Here is a 24904-nt window from a genome sequence, read left to right as displayed (position 1 = left end):
GCTAGCTGCGCTGGCGGACATTGCGCTTGACGGCGTAGTGCAGCGACGAAGGCTGCAGCACCGCGTTGAAGTGGACCGGCTCGGCGCAGTCAGGCAGGGCCAGCCGGGCGTGGATGATGAAACTGAGGCGGTTGACGCTGCCAGACAGGAGGTCGAGCGTGGCGTTGACCTCGCGCAGGCGCGGTTCGTGGGCTTCGATCGCGTCCTGGATGCTGGCGCAGACGGCGGCGCGGTCGATGCTGCTGGTGAGGCAGTAGCCGGCGAAGTCCGCCAGGCCATAGTGCAGGAGCGAGCCGCGCGCTTCCGGGTAGCCGTTCAGGATGGCCGGATCGAAGGCCAGGCGCGTGTTGAGCAACGCTTCCAGGTCGCGCGCCACGCTGTCCTTGAGCTGCTCGCTGGTGCAGGGACTGCCGGCAGCGGCGTCCGGGCGTTCGTCCATCAGACGGTCCAGCAGGCCGGGCTTGATGCCCTTCATGTTGCCTCCGCCGGTTGCAGGGAAAGGAAGAAAAAACGCGCGACGCCGCGGCATGGCCGCGTGCGCCGCGCGAAGGCGCAAGCTGTCTGTCAGGCGATGTTCAGACGATCTTGTTGGCGGCCAGGTCCCAGCCGCCCGAGGTGTTGCCACCCGTGCCGCCGCCGATCTTCTGCTGGGTGTACTTCCACTTGATCTTCGAAAACTTCAGGCCCACTTCTTCCTGGATGATGCTGCCTTCCTTCACGCTCGGCTCGACGGCGCCGATCAGGACGTTCTCCAGTTCGATCTCGAAGTACTTCACCCGATCGCCCTGGCCGTCGGCGCGCATAAATTCCAGCTTGGCCTTCGGGATCGTCTTGCCGGCCGAGCAGGTCTGCAGCAGGATCGGCGAGGACAGGTCGGCCAGCTTCTTGAGCTTGATCTCTTCGTGCTCGCAACGCTCGGCGGTGTGGCCGCCGCTGGTCGAGGCGGTGGCGGAACGCGGCTGCTTCACGCCCCACTCCACGGAGACGCACTCGATCCAGTCCTTGTGCTTGTCGTCCATCGATTCGCCCTTGATCCCGTCGATCTGCAGGTAAACGTCAATTGCCATGTTCTACTCCATTCAGGTTGAGAAAGCTGATTAGCCATTGGTCGACTGCGGCAGCTCCGCGACCAGTCGGAGCGAAACGGACAGCTCGTCGAGCTGGAAATGCGGACGCAGGAAGGACACCGCGCGGTACACGCCCGGACGGCCCGGCACTTCGGACACCTGCACGCTGGCCTCGCGCAGCGGGAACTGGGCCTTCTGGTCCTGGCTCGCGTTGTCGTCGAGGAGCACGTACTGGGTCAGCCAGCGGTTCAGGTAGTCCTCCACATTGGACGCCGCCGCGAAGCTGCCGATCTTGTCGCGCATCATGGCCTTCATGTAATGGGCGATGCGCGACACCGCGAAGATGTACTGCAGCTGCGAGGACAGCACGGCATTGGCGTTGGCCGCCTCGTTCGCGTACTTCTTGGCCTTCTGGGCCGACTGGGCGCCGAAGAACGCCGCGTACGAGGTGTTCTTGCAGTGCACCAAGGAGATGAAGCCGAGGTCCGACAATTCCTTCTCGCGGCGGTCGGTGATGGCCAGCTCGGTCGGGCACTTGAGCGCCACCTCGCCCTCGTCGGTCTTGAAGGTGTGGGCCGGCAGGTTCTCCACCAGGCCGCCGCCCTCGACGCCGCGGATCGCCGCACACCAGCCATAGTCCTCGAAGGCCTTGGTCAGCTTGGAGCCAAAGGCATAGGCGGCGTTGCACCACAGGTACTTCTGGTGGTCGCTGCCGTCCACGTCCTCGACAAAATTGAAGCCCTCGGTGCTCATGCCGTCGGCCGGGTGGTAGGGCAGGCGGCCGAGGAAGCGCGGCAGGGTCAGGCCGACGTAGCGCGCGTCTTCGGATTCGCGGAAGGCTTTCCACTTGGCGTATTCGACGGTGTCGAAGACCTTGGCCAGGTCGCGCGGCTTGCCCAGGTCGCCGAAGCTCTCGATGCCGAACAGTTCCGGGCCGGCCGAGGTGATGAAGGGGGCGTGGCTGGCGGCGGCCACGTGCGACATCTGCTCCAGAAAATAGATGTCTTCGGGCTGGCGCGAGATCTCGAAGTCGCCGATCAGGGTGCCGTAGGGGGCGCCGCCGAAGGTGCCGAATTCTTCTTCGTAGACCTTCTTGAACATGCTGCTCTGGTCGAATTCCAGGGCCGACTGGAAGTCCTTCACCAGCTCGCGCTTGCTGGCGTTGAGCATGCGGATCTGCAGGTTGGCGCTCGTCGCGCTGTTCTTGACCAGGTAATTCAGGCCGGTCCAGCTGCGCTCGAGCTTCTGGAATTCGGGGGCATGCATCACGGCAGACAGCTGGTCCGAAATCATCCTGTCCAGCTCCGCCAGGCGCGCATCGATCATGGCTGAGAGGTTGTTCGACATGACCATCGTGCCCTGCATCACCTGGGTCACGAGTTCCGAGATGATGTCGCGTGCGCGTTCGTGTTCGCTGGTGGACTTGGCGACGCGGCTCTGCTCGACGATCTGGTCGAGCAGCGAAGCATCGAGTTCGACTGCCGGTGCGGCCTTGCTTGCGGTATCGAGGACTGCCGCCATCTCATGCCTCCCCTTCCGGTTTGTCCTGCTTCTTCAGGCTCGCCAGCTTTTCGGTATTGCCCAGCACTTCGCTGAGGATGTCTTCCAGCTTGTCGTTCCCGGCCAGCTTGTTGCGCAGGTCGGCCAGCTTGGTGCGTGCCTCCAGCAGGCCGCTCAGCGGCGCCACCTGGCGCACCACCGACTCGGGACGGAAGTCATCCATCTCCTTGAACTGCAGCTGCACCGCGAACTGGCCGCCTTCCGGCGACAGGTGGTTGTCGACCCGGAAGTTGACGGTCGGCGCCACCGCGCCCAGCACCTCGTCGAAGTTGGCGGCGTCGACGTTGACGAACTTCTTGTCCTTCAGGCGCTTCTTTTCCTGCGACGGGTCGTTCCCGAAGTCGCCCACCACGCCGACCACGAAGGGCAGCTCCTTGTTTTCGATGGCGTCGCCGATCTCGACGTCGTACGTCATCTGCACGCGCGGCGCGCGCACCTTTTGCAAGCGTTTCTGCACGCTTTCACTCTTGGCCATGTCGACTCCAGGTTGCGGGGGATGGGAACAGCCGGCGCGCCGGCCGCTTGCTTATTTCAGGCCTGCGAAAGGATCCTTGTCATTGCTGGCCGCTTTGGTCGGAGGCGCCGGCTGCGCCGATGCTGTCGGTGGCCGTCTCGTCTCAGTCTTGTTCTTGTTCGGATCTCGATTCGGAACGAGTACAGGCTCGCCCAGGCTGCTACGCAGCAGCTTGGCCAGGTCCTGTGCCTCGTTCTTCACGTCGCCGTTCAGGTTGTTCTTGCGGGTCAGGTCGGACAGCGACTTGCTGGCCACGCGCAGGCCGCTGACTGCGACGATGCTGTGGGCCACTGCGTCGTCCGGGTCACGTTCGAGCGCCTCCTGCGCGTTGGTGATCGCCTCGCCGTAGACGCCGGCGTTGAAGCGGATTTGCGCCATCTTGACCCAGGGCCGCTTGTCGACCGGGTGCGCCTCGCCCGCGGCCTTGAGCATGGCGTAGGCTTTCTCTCCCTGTTTCGATGCGATCGCCTTATCGGCCTCGGTAAAAACTTGCTCGCCCACGGCGGCGGCCGACTTCCCTCCGTCGGCCTTCGGGATGGTCTCGCACCCGGCCAGGGCGACGACTCCCACGATCAACGGCATCAAGCGTTTGTACATGTGGCTCTCCACGACAGTTAAACCAGCCACCATTATTCGCAAGCGCCTTTTGCGGAAGTTGCGCACTGTCAATCAAAGCCGAGTTCGCTTTCTTTGCCACGTTGACGCCTTGCGCTTGCGCGGGATCACAGCAGGCGCACGCCGCTGGGTTTCAATCCGTGCTTGGGCTGGCAAACGATGAGTAAAGGAAATGGGGATGAGAACAATTTCGTGCGTGGCAACACTCGCCGCCGCCTGTCTGGCAGCCGGCTGCGGCAGCAACAGCCTCGCCGGCAAAGCCCTGGAAGCGACCGGACTGCGCAAGCCGCCCGAACTGCCGGACGCCCAGAAGCCGCCGCGCACGGTGGCCCTGCGCCTGCACGCTTCGCCCAAGCTGAACCTCGACAGGCTCGGCCAGCCGGTCGCGCTGGCGGTGCGCCTGTACAAGCTGCGCCGCATCGAGGCCTTCGAACAGGCGCCCTACTCCGCCTTCCTGAACCCGCAGGCAGAACGCGACAGCCTGGGCGCAGACCTGGTCGAGGTGCGCGAGATCATGCTGGTGCCGGGCCAGCGCTATGAAGTGGTGGAAAAGGTCAGCCGCGAAGCCAGCCACTTGGCCCTGGTCGCGCTGTTCCAGCGCCCTGCCGATGGGCGCTGGCGCACGGTGGTGGACGCGTCGGATGCCGAACGCGCCGGGCTGACGATTGGCCTGCATGCCTGTGCACTCACCGCGGGCGGCAGTTCCGGGACATCGATGCTTTCTTCTGTGCGCTGTCAATGAACCCGTCGTTGTTTCCGCCAAGCTAGGAATTTCTGGAGAGCCGGAGCCAAGTCGATGAGCATGCCAGCGAAGCTATTGTGGGGCGAGGGACTGTTCCTGCGACCCCAGCATTTCCAGCAGCAGGACCGCTACCACGAGGCGCGCCTGAACCAGACCGCCCTGGCGCTGCACCCCTATGCCTGGGGCGTGCGCAAGCTGGTGGTCGACTTCGACGCCCTGCGCCACGACGTGCTGCGCATCGAGGAACTGTCGGTGCTGTTCCCGGACGGCGACGTCTATCGCGCCCCGGACGGCGACCCGCTGCCGCTGCAGGTGCGCCTGGGCGAACTGCCGGCCGGCCTTCAAACTGTTACCTTCCACGCCGCCCTCCCCGCCCTGAAGGCCTGGGGCGAGAACCACGCGCCGGAAGGCGACACGCCGCCGGACGCGCGCTTTTCCAGTCACGAGCGCGAGACGCAGGACCTGTACACGCGCGCGGCCGAGGCCCCGATCACCTACCTGCGCAAGGCGCTGCGGCTGGTGGCCGACACCGAGCCGCTGGAAGCCTACGACAGCTTCCCGCTGGTGCGGCTGCGGCGCGTACCCACCGGAGGCTTCGAGGCGGATCCCGCATTCGTTCCTCCCAGCCTGTCGATCGACGCCGCGCCCGGCCTGCACCTGAACCTGGCGCGGCTGATGGAAAAGCTGCTGGCCAAGGTCAACGCCCTGTACGGCCACATGCGCGAGCCGAGCAAGAACGTGATCGAAATCCGCGGCGGCGACGTCTCGGCCTTCTGGCTGCTGCACACGGCGAGCACCGGCTACGCCGCCCTGTCGCACTACCTGGGCCACCGCGACCTGCATCCGGAGCGCCTGTTCGGCGAGCTGCTGGCCCTGGCCGGCGGCCTGATGACCTATTCGCGCAGCTACCGGCTGGAAGACCTGCCGTCCTACGTGCACGCCGATCCGGGCCCGCAGTTCGCGCGCCTGGACGGCATCATCCGCGACCTGCTCGACACCGTGATCTCGTCGCGCTACTTCACGATCGTCCTGAACCGCGAGCGCCCCTCCTACTACCTGGGCGCGCTCGACTCGGGCCGCATCAACCTGCAGACCACGCTCTACCTCGCGGTGTCGGCCGACATGCCTGCGCTGCAGCTGGTGGACGTGGTGCCGCTGCAGTTCAAGGTGGGCGCGCCGGAAGACGTCGACAAGTTCGTGCTGTCGGCCCTGCCCGGCGTGAAGCTGGTGCACGCCCCGCAGGTGCCGGCGGCGGTGCCGGTGCGGCCCGATACCTATTACTTCATCCTGGAGAACCGTGGCATGCTGTACGAAACGATGCTGAAATCACAGGCGATCTCGATCTACGTCCCGAACGGGATCCGCGACCTGCGCCTCGAACTGATTGCGGTGGCCGCATGAGCGCCTTCGTCGAACGGCGCGTCGCGCCCCAGCCCGGCCAGAAGGTCGAACGTCCGCCGCAGCGCCTGGTGGACATCATGTACGAGGGCTTCTATGCGCTGTTCCTGCTGAAGAATGGCTGCGGACCGCAGGACAAGGTCGCCTTTTCCGACAACATGACGGGTTTCCTCGCCGACGTCGACCGCAACGCCAAGGCGCTCGGCATCTCCGCGGAGGACGTGACGGCCGCCAAGTACGCGTTCTGCTCGGCGGTCGACGAGATCATCCTGCGTTCGGCGTTTGAAGTGCGCGAAGCCTGGGAGACCCGCCCGCTGCAGCTGCGCGTGTTCGGCGACCAGCTGGCGGGCGAGCATTTTTTCCACCGGCTGGAAGACCTGCGCGCCAAGGGCCAGATGCACGTGGAGGCGCTGGAAGTCTTCCATATGTGCCTGCTGCTCGGCTTCCAGGGCCGCTACGCCCTCGACGGCCGCGACAAGCTCGATTACCTGGTAGCGCGCCTGGGCGACGAGATTGCCCGCATGCGCGGCCGCACCCGCGGCTTCGCCCCGCACGCCGATCGCCCGGACCAGGTGGTCAACCGGTTGCAGAGCGATTTGTCGTTGTGGGTGCTGGGCGCCGTGTTCATGGTGGCGGGGCTGGGGGCTTACCTGGGATTCCGGACCGCGCTTGCCAAGGAGACGGAGACGCAGCTGGCCGCGTACAACGACCTGGTGAAGCTGCCGCCGAAGGCGGCGCATGTGACGATTACGCTTCCTTAGTAGTCGAGTAAACTTGGGTCCCGGCCTGCGCCGGGACGACGTGCTGAAGCCGCTGGCCTAAAGACCGTCATCCCGGCGCAGGCCGGGATCCAAGTTCGCATGCAAACCTACTGAATCACCTTGAACTCAATCCTTCGATTCCTCGCCTTCCCCTCCGCCGTCCGATTATCCGCCACCGGCCGATCCGGCCCCTCACCCGACACCGCGATCGTCTCTGCGGCAATCCCCTTCCCGACGACATAGGCCTTCACCGCTTCCGCACGCGCCTGGCTCAGCGACAGGTTGCCCGCACGCGAGCCCGCGTTGTCGGTATGCCCGATCACCTCGACCTTCACGCCCTTGATCTTCTGCATGGCCTCGCTCATCTGGTCCAGCACCGCCATGCCGGCCTCGGTCAGGGTCGCCTTGCCCGACTCGAACTCGATGATCCGGTTGGCCAGCGCCGCATCGAGCACGCCCTGTTGCGACACGGTCACCCGCAGGCCGTTGTTGACGGTATAGGTCGGATTCAGGCTGGCCGCGATGTCGCCGGCGATTTTCTGGCGCTGTTCTTCGTTGGCGACGTCGCCACGCAGGCTGACGTTGTTGCCGTCGACCTTGAGCTGGCCGCCCTTGATGAGCTTCAGGTTCGGGTTGATGAGCCGGGCCACGTAGTCGTTCCAGTTGGCCGGCGCCGCCACGGTGCCGACCGCGAGCTGGTCGACCACGCGTCCGGCGCCGTAGACGCTGCGCAGGCGCTCAATCAGCGCAGCGCGGGTGGCTTCGTCGGCGACGGTGCCGCTGACGACGACCGGCGGCTCCTGCTGGGCATGGGCGGCGCCTGCCAGCAGGACCAGGGCGATGAAGGCGGAAGGTTTCACGTCTGGGCTCCGATGAAGGTCTTCATGAACATGTCGCGCGCCAGGCCGAGCGGCAGGTCGGACTGGGCCAGGTAGCTGGCCAGCGAGCGCACATCGAGGTCGATGTAGAGCTGCTCGTCGATCCAGCCGGTGTCGGTGAGGCGCACCTGTTGCTCGGCGCCGACCAGGGGGTCGACCAGGGCGCGCAGGGTCTCGGCCAGCGCCGCGCAGAAGCCCACCACCAGTACCGGGCGGCCCTCCTGGCGTGTGATGAAGATCGCCAGGTCGAAGCTGGCGCGGCGCAGGAAGGGCGCGACCAGCTGCAGCCAGAACGCGGCCACCGGGTAGCGCGCGGCGGCGTCGTTCGGCAGCGGCAGCACCAGGCTTTTATGCAGTTCGGCCGGCTGGGAGTGCATCACCGGCTGCAGCAGCAGGCCGAGCGCCAGCACCATGCGCGCGAACTGGCGCTCTCCCAGCAGCGTCCCGAGCGAACCGACGGTGCCGTTGGCCAGGAGCTGCGACAGCGTCGGCTCGGCTTCGCCCAGCGCCACGGTGGCGTCGGCGATCGCCGCCAGGTGCGGCGTCGGATCGGCCTCGCACAACACGCGCGGGCAGCGCGACTCGAGAAAACTCCACAGCGGCGCAAAGGCGAGCGGGCAGCGCGTCACGAACGCGACCGGGTCCGCCACCGCATGGGTACGCGCGGCGAGAAAAGGGAAGCGCCGCCCGGACTGGTCGTGGCTGGCCAGCAGGTGGCCGGCGATCGCGTGGCGGCGCGCCGGGCCGACCAGGGCGAAGCTGACCGGCGGCATGGCGTCGTAGTTGATGCGCCATCGCGCGTCCTCGGCCAGCTGGGTCATGACCTGGGCCAGCCAGCGGTCGAGCATCGCGATGGCGGCCGGGTCATCGGCCAGCTTGACGAAGTCTGCACGCGCCGGGACCTTGCCGAAGTAGCCGATCCGTTCCGAAGCGGGGCCACGCATCACTGGCCTCCGTTCACGCTGGCCAGGGCCGGCTGGCCGGGCGGACTGTCGGGGGCGCGGCCGACGATGGTGGTCGGCAGGCGCAGGCCGCGGAAACCCTGGCTCTGCTCGCCGCTGCCGTTGGCCGACGCGCTGCTGACGATCTTCAGGTCCACCGTCACCGCGACGTTGCCGGCGCTCCAGCGCAGCTCGAATACGCCGCCATCCTTTTTCTTCTTCTGGGCCGCATCGATCATGCGTTTCAGGCCGGCCTGCCCCGGTTCGTTGAGCAGTTCGACGCTGCGGCCATCGAAGGTGACGGCGCTGATCCGCACGCCCGCCATGCCCTGCGGTCCCGGATGCACCATGTTGGTCCAGCTGGCGGCCGTGTTCTTGTAGCGCAGCTGCTGGCCGTCGATGTCGAGCGTGTACTCGAGGGTGCCGGGCGCGGCCTGCGGCAGGATCTGGAACACGGTCTGCGGGCCGCTGCCGGAAGCCACGCCTTTCGACGACAGCGGGGCGATCCAGCCCGGGAAGCCGCTCACCGCCTGGGGCGCGAGCGTGATGCCGATGTCGGCCCATGTGCGCGCCGACAGCACGTCGCCACGGCGCACCACCAGCGGGCCCATGGCGGTATTGACGAACTTGGCGACCTCGCCGTCCGGCCCGAAGATCTGGCCGATCTCGCCAGGCGTGGCTTCGACGCTGGCGGCAGCGAACGGGTACTTGCCAGCTAGGGTGCGCTGGAAGGGTTCGACCACCTGCACCTGCCAGGTCTTGTTGATCTCGGCCTCCGAGGGCAGCACGATCATCGCGAAGGTCTGGGTCAAGGGGCGCACCAGCAACGGGCGCAGAGCCGCCTTCTGGCTGTCGCTCATCCCGGTCAGCATCTGCTCGTCCACGTAGCGCAGCGCGTCGGCCAGTTCGGAGCCGTTGCCTTCCAGGGTCTGCTGCATGAACTGCTTGGCGCCGGGGCCCGGGTCGCCCTGGTTCTTCAGGGCGTTCAGGCGGGTGCGCAGTCTGGAGAGCGCATCCAGGTAGCCGGTCATCAGGGAGGCGTCCTTTTCCTTGATCCCGACCAGGCGCGCCACCCCGGCGAACTCGCGCCCGATCGGGCCAGCCCCCTGGGCGCCGAGCAGGGTCGCGGGATCGACCGCATTGGCCAGCGTGCGCGCATCCGACGGCGCGCGGCGCAGGATGACTTCCTTGAACCACTCGGCGAAGGTCCGCTCGGTCTTGGACAGGCCTGCCCCGGCCGCGCCCGGGTTGTCCCACACGGTCTCGTCGTGGATCGTGCGCAGCAGCTTGGCGATCGGAGAGGATTGCGGGTCGCCCAGGCGGTTCATGGCCTGCACGCTGCCGTCGAAGCCCTTCAGGTCGGCGATCGACACGCCCTGCACGAACTTTAGCCACTCGCGCGCATACTCGGCTTTGTACAGGTCGATCAGCGCCTTCTGGATCTGTTCCGGGCTGCCCTCCAGGGTCAAGTCATTCTTCGACGCGGTCTTCAGCACCCAGTCGTCGCTCTGGGTTTCGCTGCTGGAGGCGTCGCGGATGGCGCCCAGCACGTAGTCTTTCCAGGCCTGCCGGGTGAAGGCGCCGGAAACCGCATGGCTGCCCGCCACCAGGCCACTATCCCCTTCGCCCACGATGCGCGCCACCGTCACCGCCGGGAAGCGGGTCGCGGCGCGGGTCTTGATGTCGTTGTAGACGCGTTCGCGCGCCGGGGTGCCGCGCACCACGCGGCGCAGGTGCTCACGGGTGCTGTCCAGCAGGCTGAGTTTGAGCGTCATCTGGGGCCAGGCCGGGTCCTGTACCTGCGACAGGTGGAAGGTCAAGAGGCGCTCCGCGCTGCGGATCATCTGCTCGCGCGGCATGTTGCCGCGGTTCGCTTCCAGCCAGGTGCGCCAGTAGCGGGTCAGCTGGTCGTTCAGGTGGCCGGGCTCGGCGCGGGTCTTGTCGCCCAACATGAGGTAGGTCTTGAGGGCGTTGTAGGCGTCGGCCACGCTGGTGGCGGAGACGCTCTGGTACTGGCCACTCGTCTGGGAAGGCGCAGTTGCCTGCGCCGCGGCCGAATCGGGCGCGGAGATCGGCCCGCCCGCTGGCGTGAGCTGGGCCGCGTTGGCGTTGACTTCAGCCAGCATGGTTTCCAGCGCGGCCGTCACCGGTTCCACCATCACGGCACGCACGCCGGCAAAATACTCGTCGCGCAGCTTGCGCTCCAGCGCCTCGCCCTGGTACAGGCCGAAGCCCAGCGCCCACGGCGTCTGCTGGTGGTACTTGTCGAGCTGCTCGATGCGGTCCTGCAGGATGTCCAGCGCTTCCAGGCGCGACTGCAGGTCGCCGCGTCCGGCCTGCAGCCTGGCCACCTTGTCCAGGTCCGTCTGCACGTTGGCCACCAGTTGGCGGTTGCCCATGTAGGACCAGCTCCAGCCGCCCAGCGCGGCGCCTAACAGGATGGTGGCCCCGAAGAAGGCCGCCACCTTCCAGCGCGCCGTGCTCGGATTGGTATAGCGCTTGACCAGCTCCTTGTCGGCGAAGATCACCTTGCGGAACAGGTCGAGCAGGAAGTAGCCGGACTGCTCGGCCACCTCGCCGCCCTTCTGCTCGCGCAGCGCCAGGTCGAAACGGCTCGCCACGCGCTTGCTCGACAGGTCCTGCACACTGCCTTCCTGGAGCGCGCTGGTGAAGTAGAAGCCGCGGAACACGGGCTTGAACTGGTAGGTGTTTTCTTCGAACAGGGTCGACAGAAAAGCGCGCAGCGGCGTCTTGATGGCCGCAAACTCCAGCGGGAAGGTGAACACGCCCGGCCGCATGTGGGTGCTGCGGTTGGCGCCCATGCTCGCCAGGCTCATCTCCTTCAGGCCGTCGTACAGTTCGTCGAAATGCTCGTCGAAGAAGCCCAGCACGTCCTGTGGCGCGCTGCGGCGGTTGTAACGCAGCGTGGCGCCCCAGATGCGGTCGCGCTCCGTACGCTCGGTGTCGGCGAAGAAGTCGGTGAAGCCGGCCACCAGGTCGGCCTTGGTGAAGACCACGTAGACCGGCGCATGCACGCCGAGGCGTTCGGTCAGTTCCTGCACCCGGGTGCGCAGGCTCTTGGCCAGCTCGTGCGAGGCGCTGGTCGGTCCGGCCACCAGTTCGGCCACGCTGACGGCGATCAGGATGCCGTTGATGGGCGCCTTGCTCCGGTGTTTTTTCAGCAGGTCGAGGAAGCTGAACCACTCGGCGCGGTCGTCGTCCTGCACCGAATAGCGGCCGGCCGTATCGAGCAGGATGCCGTCGGTGGTAAAGAACCAGTCGCAGTTGCGGGTGCCGCCCACGCCCTGCAGCGCCTTGTTGCCGGGGATCGGGAAGGTCAGGCCGGAGCGCGCGATGGCGCTGCTCTTGCCCGCCGCCGGGTTCCCGATGATCATGTACCAGGGCAGTTCGTAGAGCGCCGCCGCGCCCCGCGTCAGGCCCAGCTTGGACGTCTTGATGGTGGCGACCGCCTCCAGCATGTTCTTGCGCAGGACCGCCATCTCGCCGCCCGCAGTCTGGTCTTCGCCAGGGATGATGGCCTCGCCCAGCTGCCTGGCCATGCGCCCGCGGATGTGGCGCCGCACCGCCCACCACACGCCCCAACAGGCAAGCAGGAGCAGGCCGGCGATAGGGGCCCAGATGAGGTCGATGCCGAGGATGTCGGCGCCGATGAAGAGGCAAGCCGCAAGCGCGGCGATGCCGATCGCGACCAGCACGCGGCTGTCGGTCAGTAACTGCCAGATTCGTGCCATGGCGGGAGCGGAGGTTGGTTTATAGGAGTGTTCTAAAGGAAATGCTCGCACGGGGCCGCCGGGCAATACTTGCGACGGCGCAAGGCTTGTCCGGTGCTCAGCGCTGCATGACTCCGCGCAGCCGCAGCTCGGTGTGGCCAAAATCCATCATCTTCCAGCGCCCGCCCCAGGTCAGGCCGAGCGATTCGGCCACTTCGCCATACAACTGATAGCCGCGCATGGCCCAGGGGTCCTTTTCCGAGATCACCAGCTTGCCGTCGCGCCAGAACGCGCAGTCGGCGGCCAGGCCATACTGGTGCCAGCTCTGGAAGGCGCGCGCATTGGTGACGTGGCTGCCGGCCTTGGCCAGCTCGTCCTGGCGCGCCGGGCTGCGGTAGCCTTCCAGCAGCGCCATTTCGTAGCCGTGCTTTTCTTTCATGATCTTGAAGGCCAGCAGCAGGCGCTGGCTGAAGTCCGGATGCAGCAGGCCCCAGTTGCGGCTGGCACTCACCAGCATTGGCCGCACCAGTTCCACTTCCGCTGTGGTAAAGGCCATCGGCGGCAACGCTACGGGCGGCACCAGGCGCTCGCCCTGCAGCAGGGCCGCCACCTGGGCGTCCGGGACCGTCGTTTCGCTCTCGTACACGGGCAGCATGGCCGGGCTGCTGAGGGCCAGCGCGAGCAGCGAGGGAATCAGGATCGCCGGCACGCCGATCGCACAGGCGATGCGGTGGCGCCCGACGAAGCGCAGGATGCTGCCACGGATGTCGCGCGGGATCTCGCTGCGCATCGCGCCCGCGTAGCGGGTGCCGGCGATCTGCCAGCCGAGCGCGCGCTGGGCAAAGCGCTGGCGCAGCAGGAACAGCGCGCGCGCCAGCACGGCGCGGCCGGACGGGAACAGCGCCAGCCAGATTGCAGCAGTCGCCAGACAAAAGTACAGAAGGGCGAGAAAAATCAGCATCGCTTCCCCCAAGATTGTTTCTAATCAGAATTGAGAGAACCAATCTTAGGAGTAATGCCGTGCGGCCTACAGACGAAAATCAATCCCCGTCCATGCGTCCGAACCTGATGTCGCCGCGACGCAGCACGTCCGGCGAGGACAGCATCCTGGCGATGCTCGAACGCGAACCGGCGCGCAAGCGTGGCGCCCGCACATCATCCGGCCCGCGGCTGGTGTGGTATGGCGCCAGTGCCCTGCTGGCGCTCAGCCTGACCGGGGCGCTGGTGTGGTTGGCTGCCAACAACGACGGCCGCCGGCCGGACGTGCAGGACGCGGTGCTGGCCGAGGCCGTCAAGTCATCCGACCTGCCGGCGCCAAACGCACCAGCCCTGCTGCAGGTCGCCATGGCCCCTCCCGAGGTGCGACCACCACAAGCGGCCGTCATCGTCGACCAGGCGCCGGCTTCCGACGCCGTGCCGCCGCTGCGCCTGCTCAAGCCCGCACAGGACAAGACCGCGCCGGTGCGCGTGCCCGTCCCGGCCGCGACATCGCCGCAAGGGGCGGCCCGTAGCGCGCCCGCCCCTCGCCCGGCTGTCGTCGCCCCGGTCGAAGCGAAGGCCGCGCCGGCGCCCCGACCCAAGCCTGTGCTGGCGGCCAAAAGCGCCCCGAAGCCGGCGGCGCCAAAAGCCCCGCGCAGCGCGCCCCCGGCCAAACCCGGCGAGCCGGCGGTGGATGCCGACGTCGCGTTGATCTCGGCCGTCATCGTGCATGCCAACGGGCATGCGCCGCAGAACTCGCAGATGACCGAGCTGCTGTGCCCGAATGACAACTGCCAGGCTCGTCCGCCACGCCAGTAGTGGCGAAAAGTCCGCAAGGCCCGTAAAAATCGCGATACTGCTGGGTTGCAAATGCTCGGTGGCGCTATACTGTACATAAGCACAGGTAGCGTCACGACATGATCAGGGTACTGGAAAACGAGTTTTATTATCTGGATAACTTCCAGCGCGTCCTCGACTGGATCGGCGAGCGTTACCGCGACCTGCTGGTCGACGAGGAGCTCGCTTTCATCGCGGCCTTTCCCGCGCTGCCGCAGAATGCACGCGCGCTGTTCGTCCGGATGGTCATGCGCAAGGGGCACCTGTTCCGGGCCAGCAAACTCATTTATGCGGAAATCGGCTGCCCGGTCGAGGCCTCCAGCCACCTGCTGGGCACCGGCTGGGTCGAGGCCGATCCCGTGGTTTCGCTCGACGAACTGTTTGAGCTGCTCTCCAAGCCCGAGATCGCCGACGCCTTCGGTCCACAGCTGGCTACGCTGCAGCAGAAGAACGCGCGCAAGGGCGACCAGCTGGAAGCCCTGCGCCCCGCGTGCCTTGACGGCCAGCCCTTCTCGCAGTGGCACCCCAAGTGCGGCGACCTCGCCTTGCGCATCCTGGTCAAGCCGCTGTGCGACCGGCTGCGCCTGATCTTCTTTGGCAACCTGCACCAGGACTGGACCGAGTTCGTGCTGTCCGACCTCGGCATGTTCCGCTTCGAGCAGGTCGAACTCTCCCAGGCTTCACGCGGCTTCCGCTCGCGCGCCGACGTCGAACACTACCTGCGCCTGCACGACTGCAAGGAACGGTTCTACGCCGGCGAAGCGCTGGACGAAGTGCTGCGCGACCTGCCCTCGCATGTCTTCGACAACGACTGGCTGGTGAGCCGGCGCGAAAAGCTGCTGTTCCAGATCGGTCAGGGTTTTGAAAAACTGAAGGACTGGGACAATGCGCATGCCGTGTACACGGGCTGCCGCTTCCCCGGCGCGCGCGGACGGGCGATCAGGGTGCTGGAAAAGCACGAGCGCTTCGACGACGCCTACGCCCTGTACCAGCTGGCCCAGGCCGCGCCCGAGAGCGAGGCCGAGCGCCAGCACCTCTCGCGCATCGGGCCGCGCCTGGCGCGCCGCCTGGGCCACGCGCGGCTGCCGGCGAGGCGCGCCGCCGCCATCGAGCGCCTCGACCTGTGCCTGCCGATGCCGGGCGGCGACTGGTGGGTCGAAGGCGTGGTGCGCGAGCACCTGGCGCGCGAGGACGCGCCTGTGTTCTACGTCGAGAATGCGCTGGCCAATTCCCTGTTCGGCCTGCTGTGCTGGCGCGCCGTGTTCGCGGCCATCCCGGGCGCGTTCTTCCACCCTTTCCACCGCGGCCCGGCCGACCTGAACAGCCCGGACTTCCACCAGCGCCGCGCCAATGAATTCGCGGCCTGCCTGGCCGAGCTGGACGACGGCCGCTACCGCGACACCATCCGCCGCAATTACCAGGAAAAGGCCGGCATTTCCTCGCCCTTCGTGTACTGGGGCGCCCTGACGGAAGAACTGCTGGAGCTGGCGCTGGCCTGCATCCCGGCCGCCCACCTGCGCAAGTGGTGCGAGCGTATCCTGGCTGACGTGAAAGCCAATCACACGGGCTTCCCGGACCTGATCCAGTTCTGGCCGAACGAGGGCCGCTACACCATGATCGAGGTGAAGGGTCCGGGCGACCGCCTGCAGGACAACCAGCTGCGCTGGATCGATTACTGCGCCGCCCACGGCATGCCGGTGGCGGTGTGCTACCTGCAGTGGGAGCAGGCGGCTTGACCTATAGCGTCGCGGTGCGCGCGCTGTGCGAATTCACTGCCAAGCAGGGCGACCTCGACCTGCGCTTCACGCCCTCGCCCACCGCCCAGGAAGGCATCGCCGGGCATGCCGTCGTGCAGGGGCGGCGCGGCGAGAACTACCGAGCCGAGGTGGCGCTCGAAGGCAGCTGGGGAGACTTGCACGTGCGCGGGCGCGCCGACGGCTACGATCCGGACGACAACCTGATCGAAGAGATCAAGACCTACCGCGGCAAGTTCACCTCCATTCCCGACAACCACCGCCACCTGCACTGGGCCCAGGTGCGGGTCTACGGCCACCTGCTGTGCCGCCAGCTCGGGCTGGAAAGCGTCAACCTGGCCCTGGTCTATTACGAGATCGGCAGCGGCCAGGAAACCGTGCTGCGCGAGACTCAGGATGCGGCAGCGCTGGCCGCGCTGTTCGTCGGCTTGTGCGAGCGCTTCTCGGCCTGGGCCGCCCAGGAAGCAGCGCACCGCGCGACGCGCGACGGCGCCCTCGCTAACCTGCGCTTCCCGCATGCCGAGTTCCGACCCGGCCAGCGCCAGCTGGCGGAAAACATCTACCGCGCCAATACCAGCGGGCGCTGCCTGCTGGCGCAGGCGCCGACCGGCATCGGCAAGACCGTCGGCAGCCTGTTCCCGGTCCTGAAGGCCATGCCCTCGGCGCAGCTCGACAAGGTCTTCTTCCTGGCTGCGAAGACGCCGGGCCGGCGCCTGGCGCTGGACGCCTGCACCAGCCTGGGCGCCGGCTCCACGATCCCAATTCGCGTGCTGGAACTGACCGCGCGCGACAAGGCCTGCGAACATCCCGACAAGGCCTGCCAGGGCGACGCCTGCCCGCTCGCGAAAGGCTTCTACGACCGCCTCCCCGCAGCACGCGCCGCCGCGGCGCAGGTGGCGCTGCTCGACCGCGAAGCCCTGCGCGAAGTCGGACTGGCCCACGATGTCTGCCCCTATTACCTGGGCAGCGAGATGGCGCGCTGGGCCGATGTGGTGGTTGGCGACTACAACTATTATTTCGACGGCGGCGCCATGCTGTACGCGCTGGCGCTGGCCAACGGCTGGCGCGCCAGCGTGCTGGTCGACGAAGCCCACAACATGGTCTCGCGCGCCCGCTCGATGTACAGCGTGGAGCTGGACCGCACGCTTCTTCGCGCCGCGCGCGCCGAGGCGCCGGAAATCGTGAAGAAGGCGCTGGAGCGGGTCGGGCGCGCCTGGACCGGCGTCGACAAGGAAGCGCCCGCGCCCTACCAGGTGCTGCCTGAGGTGCCGGGCAAGCTGCTCGACGCGCTGCAGAACGCCACCAGCACCGTCAACGACTTCCTGGCCGAATTCCCGGGACCGCTCGACCCCGAACTGCAGCGCTTTCACTTCGATGCCCTGGCCTTCCTGCGCCTGGCCGAATCCTTTGGCGAGCATTCGCTGTGCGACCTCACGCGCGCCGGGGTGAGGGATTCCGTGATCAGCATCCGCAATGTCGTGCCGGCGCCTTACCTAGCGCCGCGCTTCGCGCTGGCGCGCTCCGTCACCCTGTTCTCGGCCACGCTCAGCCCCTGGCACTATTTCTGCGACCTGATCGGCATGCCGGCGGATACCGCCTGGGCGGACGTCGCCTCGCCCTTCAGCGCCAGCCAGCTGGAAGTGCACATCGCCGGCGGCATCTCGACCCGCTACCAGCACCGCACCGCTTCGCTGGCGCCGATCGCCGACCTGGTAGCGACCCAGTACCGCGAGCGTCCCGGCAACTACCTGGCCTTCTTCAGCAGCTTCGACTACATGGAACAGGTGCTGGCCCAGCTGGAGGCGCGTCACCCGGACGTGCCGGCCTGGCGCCAGGAACGACGCATGAGCGAGGCGGAGCGCACCGCCTTCCTCGATCGCTTCACGCCAGGGGGCCAGGGTGTGGGCTTCGCGGTGCTGGGCGGCTCTTTCGGCGAAGGCATCGACCTGCCGGGCGAGCGCCTGATCGGCGCTTTCGTCGCCACGCTCGGACTGCCGCAGGTGAACCCGGTCAACGAGCAGCTGCGCGAGCGCATGGGAGCCATGTTCGGGGCCGGCTACGACTACACCTACCTGTATCCCGGCATGCAGAAGGTGGTGCAGGCGGCCGGCCGCGTGATCCGCACCGAAACCGACCGTGGCGTGGTGTGGCTGATCGATGACCGCTTCGGCCGCCCGGACGTGCGGGCCCTGTTGCCGGCCTGGTGGAAGGTGGACGCAGCCACGGCCTAGCGCATCAGCTCGCGCACCTTCTGGTAGCCGCTGCGGCTGATCGGCAGTTTGGTTCCGTCCTTCAGCACGGCGCAGTAGTTGTCCTTGCTGCTTGGCTCGATGCGGGCGATCGCGCCCACGTTGACGATGTAGGAACGGTGGATGCGGATGAACACCTGCGGGTCGAGCTGGCTTTCCAGTTCCGCCATGCGCTGGTGCTTCAGATGCGCCTTGCCCGCCGCCGTCACCTGCACGTAGTCGTCCTGCGCCTCGATGTAATCGATGGTCGATGCCGGCACCACGTGCACACGCGCGCCATCCTTGATCAGGACGCGTTCGAGGTAGCCACGCCGCTGCGCCGCCTCGCTCACCAGTGCTTCCACCTGCCCTTCCTGCGGCCGGCGGGCCCTGGCATGATCGAGCGCCTGGGCCAGCCGTTCGCGGCTGAAGGGCTTGAGCAGATAGTCGATCGCATGCACCTCGAAGGCCTTGAGGGCGTACTGGTCGTAGGCGGTGGCAAAGACATAGTGCGGCTTGGCGCCCGCCAGTTCGACCACCTCGAAGCCGTCGAGCTTGGGCATCTGGATGTCGAGGAAGACCAGCTCGGGATCGAGTTCGCCGATCGCCTTGACCGCCTCGAAGCCGTTGGCGCATTCGCCCACGATCTCGATGTCGGCATGGGCGGCCAGGTATTCGCGCAGCAGCGCGCGCGCCAGGTGTTCGTCGTCGACGATCAGTACTCGCATCTCAGGTCTCTTTCCGTCTCCGCGGGCAGCACCAGCTGCACCCGGAATGTGTTGTTCTCGCGTGCCCAGTGCACGCTGGCTTCCCTGCCATAGGCCGCCGCCAGGCGCTGGCGTACGTTGACCAGGCCGATGCCCCGGCCTTCGCCCTGCGCGCCCGCGCCGTCCGGATCGGCGTCGTTCCCGACCCGGATGCGCAGCAGCGAACCGGCACGCTCGGCGTCAATACGAATCATACCGCCATCGAGCAGCTGGCCGATCCCGTGCTTGACCGCGTTCTCCACCAGCGGCTGCAGGATCATCGGCGGCAGCAGGCACTCCCTGGCGTCCTCGCCCACCTCGTGGGCGAAGGCCAGGCGCGGCCCGAAGCGCACCTGTTCGATCGCCAGGAAGCATTCGACCAGGGCGAGCTCCTCGCCCAGGCTCACCTTGCGGTGCGCTTCCAGACCCAGGGTCTGGCGAAAGAAACCGGCCAGCTGCAAGGTCATGTCGCGGGCCCGGCCGGCGTCGATCGCGGTCAGGGCGCTGATCGAATTCAGGCTGTTGAACAGGAAGTGCGGATCGATCTGGGTGCGCAGCATGCGCAGTTCGGCGTCCTGGGCCAGCAGGCGCGATTCCAGCGCGCGGGTCTCGGCGCGGCGCGCCCGTTCGAATTCGAGCGCCAGGTAGTGCGCCACCGCGGTCATCCAGTACAGCAGCACCCCGATCCCGAGCATCACCGCCGCGAACGGACGGTTGAAGATGACCGCGCCCTCCTGTCCCAGCAGCAGCCGGCACAGTGCGGCCCAGGCGCTGCCCGCCGCGCACCACAGCAGCGCTGCGCTCAAGCCGCTGAACAGGAACACGGTCAGGACCGCACGCAACCTGCGCTGCGCCAGCGGGTAGGCACGGCACAGGTAGTAGGCTGAAAAGCCGCAGGCACAGGCGTAGAACAGGGCGAGCGGCAGCGCGAACAGCAGGCTGGCGGCGGTGGACGCCTCGCTGGTGGCGACGATCAGCCCCGCCAGCAGCACGCCCAGCATCAGCCAGGCCAGCAGGTAAAGCGCGACGCTGCGCCGCGCCCAGAACCCGCCGCTCACCGTGCGCCCCCCATCAGTTGCGAACCTCGACGCCACCCATGATCGCGTAGCCGCGCACGATCAGGCGCTTGCTGTCGTCCGGCGGAATGGCGGTCTTTTCCTCGAAGCCGCCCATGATCGGCGTGCCGTTCAGGACCACCGTCCAGTCGGGCGGCACCTTCAGCGTGACGCCGCCCCAGAAGGCGAACACGGTGACCACGGCTTCGCCCTGGATCGAGGAGTTGCGCAGGTCGAGGTCGCAGCCGCCCATCACCGCGCTGACTTCGCCGCCGCGAAAATCCGGGGTGAACACGCGCCGCTCGATGCCGCCCAGGATCGCGTTGACGTTCATCACGCCGCTGCCGCCCAGGTCCTTCTCGTCCTTGACGCCGTCGATCTGGATCAGGCGCTGCCCGGTGCGCGCCTTGTACAGCGTGTAGAGGCCGAAGCCGATGAAGAACAGCGGCCACAGGGTGTGCACGTTGAAGTCGATGATGTCCAGGCGGTCCAGGATCATCAGGGCGCCCACGGCGATGAAGACGCCGCCCAGGATCTGGCCGCCGCGGGTCTGGGTGTCCAGCAGCTTGACCGTGCCCACGATGATGAACACCACCGGCCAGAACGACACCGCACGGTGCAGGTCGAGGATGTGCAGGTTATCGAGCAGGAACAGGACGCCGGCCAGGATCACCAGCAGGCCGAGCACGACCTGGCTGCTGACCGGTTTTTTTGGTACCGGTGGCTTGGACGGATAAGCGTCCTTGGTCTGGAATTCCTTGCTCATTGCTTGCTCTCCGGGGTATTGGCTGCCAGGCGGCGTTCGATGAAAGGCTGGCACACCAGCTTGACGCCCCAGGCCAGGATGAACAGCGGCCAGCTGTTGCGGAAAGTCAGGCCGTACACGTGTCCGAGGCAGGCGTACAGCCACAGGCCGATGAAGATCGACCACAGGCCGTTGCCGATGTCGCGCGGCTTCGGAAAACCGGCAAGCTGGGTGAGGCCGACGATGACCAGCGCCAGCGGCCAGTAATGCCAGTAGGTCTCGGCGTCAAGAAAATCCATGCGGTCGAGCAGGAAGAACGTGCCGAAGGCGATCATCAGGATGCCCCAGACTGCCTGTTTGCGCCCGCTGTATGCGTCTTCGGTATGCATTGCGTGACTCCTCGTGTGTGGTTGGTATGGACACACGATAGCGGATGGGCAAGCTGCGGGGAAAGCGCCTTTCGGTGAATGGCGGCGGGGAAGCGGCGAATGGAGAAGAATTCGGCGGACGGCGCAAAAAAAAGCCCGCCATGGAGGCGGGCCAGCTGGGCAGACTGCGGTCGCGTATCAGGCCGATGCCGACAGGTCCATCTGCGGACGGCCCTTGACCTGGTTGCGGTATTTGGCGCGGGCCTCGGCCATCTTCACGGCTTCGCGCGCGATGTTGGTGCGGCGGATCTCGAGTCGCTCTTTCTTGCCGCGGTGTTGTGCTTCGTGTTTGTTGCCGATGCTCTTGGTCATGAACGTCTCCTGTGTGGTGGCCGCGCCGTCCTGGCGCGGAGGGATTAGGAGCGGTTGCTGCCCATCTTGAGATCGGACGGCATCAGCATGCCCCAGCCGAGCTGGCGGCGGATTTCCTCCGGCGTCGGTGGCGGCGCACTGTCGCGCGCGCGGCGCTCGAGGTATTCGCGTACCAGGTGCTTGGGGGGATGCTTGATCTCGGACATGGCGGCCTCCGCTACCGTTGGGGGCCTCTGCACGGAGCAGCGGCCCGGAATTGGTGCCGGTCCTCGAGGCGACCGGCTAACCTGTCGAGCTGTTGGCGCCGTGCGTTTATCGCACAGGTGCCTCACTCGGACGACTCCATGGTAAGGCTGGGCTGCATCAGCCACCGTTAGGTGCCGCACATTTTTCGATAGGCCGTCTCCTACAAGGGAACGGGCGCTCATGGAAAACAGCCTCGAGCAAACATGAAAAAGGGGAGCCGAAGCTCCCCTTACACGGATCTACACGGGAATCAGAAGCGGTACTTCAGGTTCAGGTAGAAGATGCGGCCGGTGACGTCCAGCTTCTGCTGCTCTTCTTCGCTGTAGCGATAGTAGGCGCGCTTCACGTTGGTCAGGTTGGTCGCATCAAAGGACAGCACCAGGTTCGGCATGAGGTTGTAGCTCATGTTGAACGCCAGCGTGGTCACCGGTGCGGCCATGGTCGGTGCGACCGGCATCAGGATGCCGTTGATGGTCGACAGGCCCTGGCTGTTCGCGTTCGGCGCCGGCGCGGTCGAGGTGTTGATGTACTCGCTGCGGTAATTGGCGACCACGCGTGCCGACAGCTTGTCGTTCTCGAAGTACACGCCCAGGTTAGCAGCGTATTCCGACGCGCCCACCATCGGACGGCCATCCGCGACTTTGGTCTTCGACTTGCTGAAGTTCGAGGTGAAGCCGAACGGGCTGCTGCCGAACGGTTGTTCGTAGATCAGCTCGATGCCGCGGATGCGGGCATCCTGCGTCGAGGCCGAGTTGACCGCGAAGTTCTTGATGGTGTTGTCGCGCGGGTCGAGCAGCTGCACCACGTCCTGGCCGGCGATACCCGTCTTGGCGTAGCCTTCGATGTTCGACGCGAACAGGTTCACGCCCACCATCGAGCGGCGTGCGAAGTACCAGGCGTAGGACAGGTCCAGGTTCTTCGACACCAGCGCATCCAGGTTCGGATTCGGGCCTGTGACCTGGCAGAAACCGTCGGTGCAGGTCGGCGAGCCGTAGCCGGCGCCGAGCAGGTTGTAGTTCTGGCGCGACAGGGTCTTGCTGGCGCCGAAGCGCAGGATCTGGTCCTTGTCCAGTTCGTAGCGGATGTTCAGGCTCGGCAGCAGATTGCCGTAGGTGCTTTCCTTCGCTTCCTTGTAGTACATCACGCCGGCCAGCGGGTTGAAGGGCACGCCGTCGTAGTACTGCACGCCATCGCTGGTGGTGGTGATCGCGCCCGGCACCGCTGCGCAGGTGGTGGCTGGCTTGCCCGGTTCGGTACGCGGGCACAGGCCCACCGGGATCGGCGACGGCACCGCAGCGTTGACCTTGGTGCGCACGTAGCGCAGGCCGAGGTTACCGGACCAGCGTTCGCCTTCCAGGTTACCCATGATGTAGGCGGCGCTCTGCCGCTCGCGCATATCGAGCTCGGTCGACACGCGACGTTCCCAGTCGGCGTTCGTCGGCTTGTAGTTGGCCGCGAAGTAGGCCTTCATCGCTTCCGGCGTCAGGGTCCAGCTGGTGTTGTCCCAGCCCGCCGGGCCGTCCAGGTCCGCGCCAAAGTCCGACGGATAGGGAATGAAGCTCGACGCCGAAGTCGGCGCATTGTCGTTCAGATTAGCGGTGCGCAGTTGCGGGAAGCGGCGCGCACTGTCGCGGCGGTGATCGGCATGGCGTGCACCGAATTCGAGCGACCTGACCAAGGCGTTATCGAGGCGGTACTCGGCATCGATGTTGATGCTGTTTTCCTTGTCGGTGGTCTTCACGCCCGACGCGGCGCGACCGGTCAGCACGAAGCCGCTGCCGTCGGCGTTACGGCCCGGGACGTTGGGGCCGGTGCCCAGATACTGGACGAAAGGCGCATCGTGCAGGCCGCCCAGGGCGTAGCGCACACCGGTACCATAGCGGGTGTAGGTCAAGCCCTGGTCGAGCGCGGTCTGGCCGACGCCCTTGGTGCTCGACAGCAGGCCCTTGACGGTCAGGTCCTGGCTCACGCGGTACTTGACGTCGAGGTCGAGGAAGGCGGAGGTAGCCTTGGCGCCGTCGCGGTAGGCGCCCTCGGTCTCGCCGATGTACTGTGGGGTGGTGCCCGTCGGATAGACGATGTCAGCCGCCTTCAGCACCTTCAGCTCGTGGCCGTACAGGGTGCGCTCGGTCACGATCACCGGATTCTTGATCTGGGCATAGACGCGCTGGCCGTTCGAATCGGTCGGCGTGGCGGCGCCCTGCACGCCGCCCTGGCCCCGAAGCATGCTGAACATGGCGCCGGCATTCAGACGGCCGAAGTTATTCGCCTTCATCTCCGAATGGAAGCCCGTCAGGGTCATGTCGAGATCGGCATTCGGCTTGAACTGGGCCGAGAACATACCGCCCTTGCGGTCACGCACGCCTTCAACGAATTCCGTGCTCATCGAACCCGGAATGCGCACGCCGTTCAGATCCGAGGCCTTGTAGCCGGTGCCGGCCAGCGACGCGTCGGTGATGCCCAGCATGGTGGAGGTGTTGATCACGTCCCAGCCGCTACCGCCCGCGTAGGCGAAGCGCGAGGCCGAGTCGCGGCGAACGTGGCGCTTTTCGGCGAAGCCCTGCAGGATGAAACCGAAGGTGTTCGATTCGTTCTTCCAGTTCATCGAGGCATTGGTGTCGTGCGCCGCCTTGCCAGGCAGTTCCGAGTACACGCCGCCGATGTTGACGACGCCGGTGAGGCGCTCTTTCTGGGCCAGCGGCTTGCGGGTGCTGACGTTGATGGTGCCGGCCATGCCGCCGTCGACGATGTTGGCCTGCGAGGTCTTGTAAACCACGGCCTGATTCAGGACGGAGGACGGCATCAGCGACAGGCTGGTCGAACGGCTGCTCGACAGCTGGTCGGCGACGTACCAGTCGCCGCCGGAAACGGTGTGTCCGTTGAACAGAATCAGGGTGTGGTCCGGGTTGGTGCCGCGCATGGCGACTTTTTCGGCTTCGTCGTAGTCGGTACGCACGGCCACGCCGGCGAGGCGCTGCAGCGAATCGGCCAGGTTCTTGTCCGGCATCTTGCCCACGTCTTCGGCGGTGATCACCTCAACGTTGGCGGACGAGTCGCGCTTGACGGCCAGCGATTTCGCCATCGAGGCGCGGATACCAGTCACTTCGACGGTCTGGACCTGGCCGGACGGTGCATCCTGCGCCATCGCAGGCATGGCCGCGAGGCTCCACACCGCCATTGAAACGGCCGCTGCGAGCGGCTTCTGCTTGAACATAGAGTCTCTCCTGGTGTTTTATAGCTTTTAATGTGCAGCTTGGGGATGGCAGGCGCCATCGCTGCCATTCTCGGAGTATTGATTAAATGCAGGCTTGCTGAATAATCACTTGTGTTCGCGCCTATATAACTTCCAGGAATGTACATATGCAGCT

22 protein-coding genes are annotated in these 24904 nt (G+C 66.5%); 6 read left to right on the top strand and 16 right to left on the bottom strand.

The annotated features are described in order from the left end of the window. Position 1 precedes the first annotated feature (1 nt). The 5 genes from tssE to LK539_RS11040 form a co-directional block, all read right to left on the bottom strand. Positions 2 to 475 (bottom strand): type VI secretion system baseplate subunit TssE, encoded by a 474-nt coding sequence (gene tssE, locus LK539_RS11060; RefSeq protein WP_227800963.1) that lies wholly within the window; start codon positions 473 to 475, stop codon positions 2 to 4. A 100-nt stretch (positions 476 to 575) separates the two neighbouring features. Next, positions 576 to 1067, bottom strand: coding sequence for a type VI secretion system tube protein Hcp (locus tag LK539_RS11055; protein ID WP_227800962.1), 492 nt, complete (start codon positions 1065 to 1067; stop codon positions 576 to 578). A 30-nt stretch (positions 1068 to 1097) separates the two neighbouring features. After that, a complete protein-coding gene (gene tssC / locus LK539_RS11050; protein WP_227800961.1) occupies positions 1098 to 2588 on the bottom strand; it encodes a type VI secretion system contractile sheath large subunit in 1491 nt (496 codons plus the stop codon). A 1-nt stretch (position 2589) separates the two neighbouring features. Then, entirely contained in the window at positions 2590 to 3102 is a 513-nt protein-coding gene (gene tssB, locus LK539_RS11045) for a type VI secretion system contractile sheath small subunit (RefSeq protein WP_227800960.1), read from the bottom strand. 51 nt (positions 3103 to 3153) lie between these two features. Beyond that, the gene (locus LK539_RS11040; protein WP_227800959.1) at positions 3154 to 3738 is read right to left on the bottom strand and encodes a M48 family metallopeptidase; all 585 of its coding nucleotides are present in this window, start codon (positions 3736 to 3738) and stop codon (positions 3154 to 3156) included. Between the two features lie 196 nt (positions 3739 to 3934). On the opposite strand from LK539_RS11040, the gene tssJ reads away from it, so the two are divergent. Genes tssJ through icmH form a run of 3 tightly spaced genes read left to right on the top strand, consistent with a single transcriptional unit; the run spans position 3935 to position 6657 of the window. Continuing rightward, positions 3935 to 4498, top strand: coding sequence for a type VI secretion system lipoprotein TssJ (gene tssJ / locus LK539_RS11035; RefSeq protein ID WP_227800958.1), 564 nt, complete (start codon positions 3935 to 3937; stop codon positions 4496 to 4498). Positions 4499 to 4552: 54 nt separating this feature from the next. Next, entirely contained in the window at positions 4553 to 5899 is a 1347-nt protein-coding gene (tssK, locus tag LK539_RS11030) for a type VI secretion system baseplate subunit TssK (RefSeq protein ID WP_227800957.1), read from the top strand. Continuing rightward, on the top strand, positions 5896 to 6657 hold the full coding sequence (gene icmH / locus LK539_RS11025) for a type IVB secretion system protein IcmH/DotU (protein WP_227800956.1): 762 nt from the start codon (positions 5896 to 5898) through the stop codon (positions 6655 to 6657). Before tssK ends, icmH begins: the two co-directional genes overlap by 4 nt. 107 nt (positions 6658 to 6764) lie before the next feature. Here icmH and LK539_RS11020 read toward each other — a convergent pair whose 3' ends face one another. From LK539_RS11020 to LK539_RS11005, 4 genes are all read right to left on the bottom strand, one after another. Beyond that, positions 6765 to 7517, bottom strand: a complete 753-nt coding sequence (locus LK539_RS11020) for an OmpA family protein (RefSeq protein WP_227800955.1) — start codon at positions 7515 to 7517, stop codon at positions 6765 to 6767. Then, positions 7514 to 8479, bottom strand: coding sequence for a type VI secretion system-associated protein TagF (gene tagF / locus LK539_RS11015; protein WP_227800954.1), 966 nt, complete (start codon positions 8477 to 8479; stop codon positions 7514 to 7516). The genes LK539_RS11020 and tagF overlap by 4 nt, the downstream gene beginning before the upstream one ends. Further along, on the bottom strand, positions 8479 to 12228 hold the full coding sequence (tssM, locus tag LK539_RS11010; protein WP_227800953.1) for a type VI secretion system membrane subunit TssM: 3750 nt from the start codon (positions 12226 to 12228) through the stop codon (positions 8479 to 8481). The genes tagF and tssM overlap by 1 nt, the downstream gene beginning before the upstream one ends. Positions 12229 to 12325: 97 nt before the next feature. After that, entirely contained in the window at positions 12326 to 13168 is an 843-nt protein-coding gene (locus tag LK539_RS11005) for a M15 family metallopeptidase (RefSeq protein WP_227800952.1), read from the bottom strand. Positions 13169 to 13260: 92 nt separating this feature from the next. Between LK539_RS11005 and LK539_RS11000 the strand changes: the two genes are divergently transcribed. The 3 genes from LK539_RS11000 (at position 13261) to LK539_RS10990 (ending at position 18007) form a co-directional block, all read left to right on the top strand. Continuing rightward, positions 13261 to 14004, top strand: a complete 744-nt coding sequence (locus LK539_RS11000; protein WP_227800951.1) for a hypothetical protein — start codon at positions 13261 to 13263, stop codon at positions 14002 to 14004. A gap of 98 nt (positions 14005 to 14102) precedes the next feature. Beyond that, positions 14103 to 15758, top strand: coding sequence for a VRR-NUC domain-containing protein (locus tag LK539_RS10995; protein ID WP_227800950.1), 1656 nt, complete (start codon positions 14103 to 14105; stop codon positions 15756 to 15758). After that, positions 15755 to 18007, top strand: coding sequence for an ATP-dependent DNA helicase (locus LK539_RS10990; RefSeq protein ID WP_227800949.1), 2253 nt, complete (start codon positions 15755 to 15757; stop codon positions 18005 to 18007). Before LK539_RS10995 ends, LK539_RS10990 begins: the two co-directional genes overlap by 4 nt. Here the strand turns inward: LK539_RS10990 and LK539_RS10985 are convergent. From LK539_RS10985 to LK539_RS10955, 7 genes are all read right to left on the bottom strand, one after another. Beyond that, complete coding sequence (locus LK539_RS10985) at positions 18004 to 18732, bottom strand: LytTR family DNA-binding domain-containing protein (protein ID WP_227800948.1); 729 nt, start codon at positions 18730 to 18732, stop codon at positions 18004 to 18006. The genes LK539_RS10990 and LK539_RS10985 overlap by 4 nt on opposite strands. Next, positions 18720 to 19808, bottom strand: coding sequence for a histidine kinase (locus tag LK539_RS10980; RefSeq protein WP_227800947.1), 1089 nt, complete (start codon positions 19806 to 19808; stop codon positions 18720 to 18722). Before LK539_RS10980 ends, LK539_RS10985 begins: the two co-directional genes overlap by 13 nt. 13 nt (positions 19809 to 19821) lie before the next feature. Then, positions 19822 to 20571 (bottom strand): LiaI-LiaF-like domain-containing protein, encoded by a 750-nt coding sequence (locus LK539_RS10975; RefSeq protein WP_227800946.1) that lies wholly within the window; start codon positions 20569 to 20571, stop codon positions 19822 to 19824. After that, a complete protein-coding gene (locus LK539_RS10970; protein ID WP_227800945.1) occupies positions 20568 to 20939 on the bottom strand; it encodes a LiaI-LiaF-like domain-containing protein in 372 nt (123 codons plus the stop codon). Before LK539_RS10970 ends, LK539_RS10975 begins: the two co-directional genes overlap by 4 nt. Positions 20940 to 21116: 177 nt before the next feature. Further along, complete coding sequence (locus LK539_RS10965; protein WP_227800944.1) at positions 21117 to 21290, bottom strand: hypothetical protein; 174 nt, start codon at positions 21288 to 21290, stop codon at positions 21117 to 21119. A 44-nt stretch (positions 21291 to 21334) separates the two neighbouring features. Next, positions 21335 to 21496, bottom strand: a complete 162-nt coding sequence (locus tag LK539_RS10960; RefSeq protein ID WP_227800943.1) for a hypothetical protein — start codon at positions 21494 to 21496, stop codon at positions 21335 to 21337. 290 nt (positions 21497 to 21786) lie between these two features. Continuing rightward, positions 21787 to 24750 (bottom strand): TonB-dependent receptor, encoded by a 2964-nt coding sequence (locus tag LK539_RS10955; RefSeq protein ID WP_227800942.1) that lies wholly within the window; start codon positions 24748 to 24750, stop codon positions 21787 to 21789. Positions 24751 to 24904: the final 154 nt, after the last annotated feature.

It is taken from the genome of Massilia sp. IC2-476, assembly GCF_020707295.1.
Classification (GTDB): Bacteria; Pseudomonadota; Gammaproteobacteria; order Burkholderiales; family Burkholderiaceae_D; genus Telluria.
Note: the sequence above shows the minus strand (reverse complement) of the source record. Positions and strands in the feature narration are given on the sequence as shown.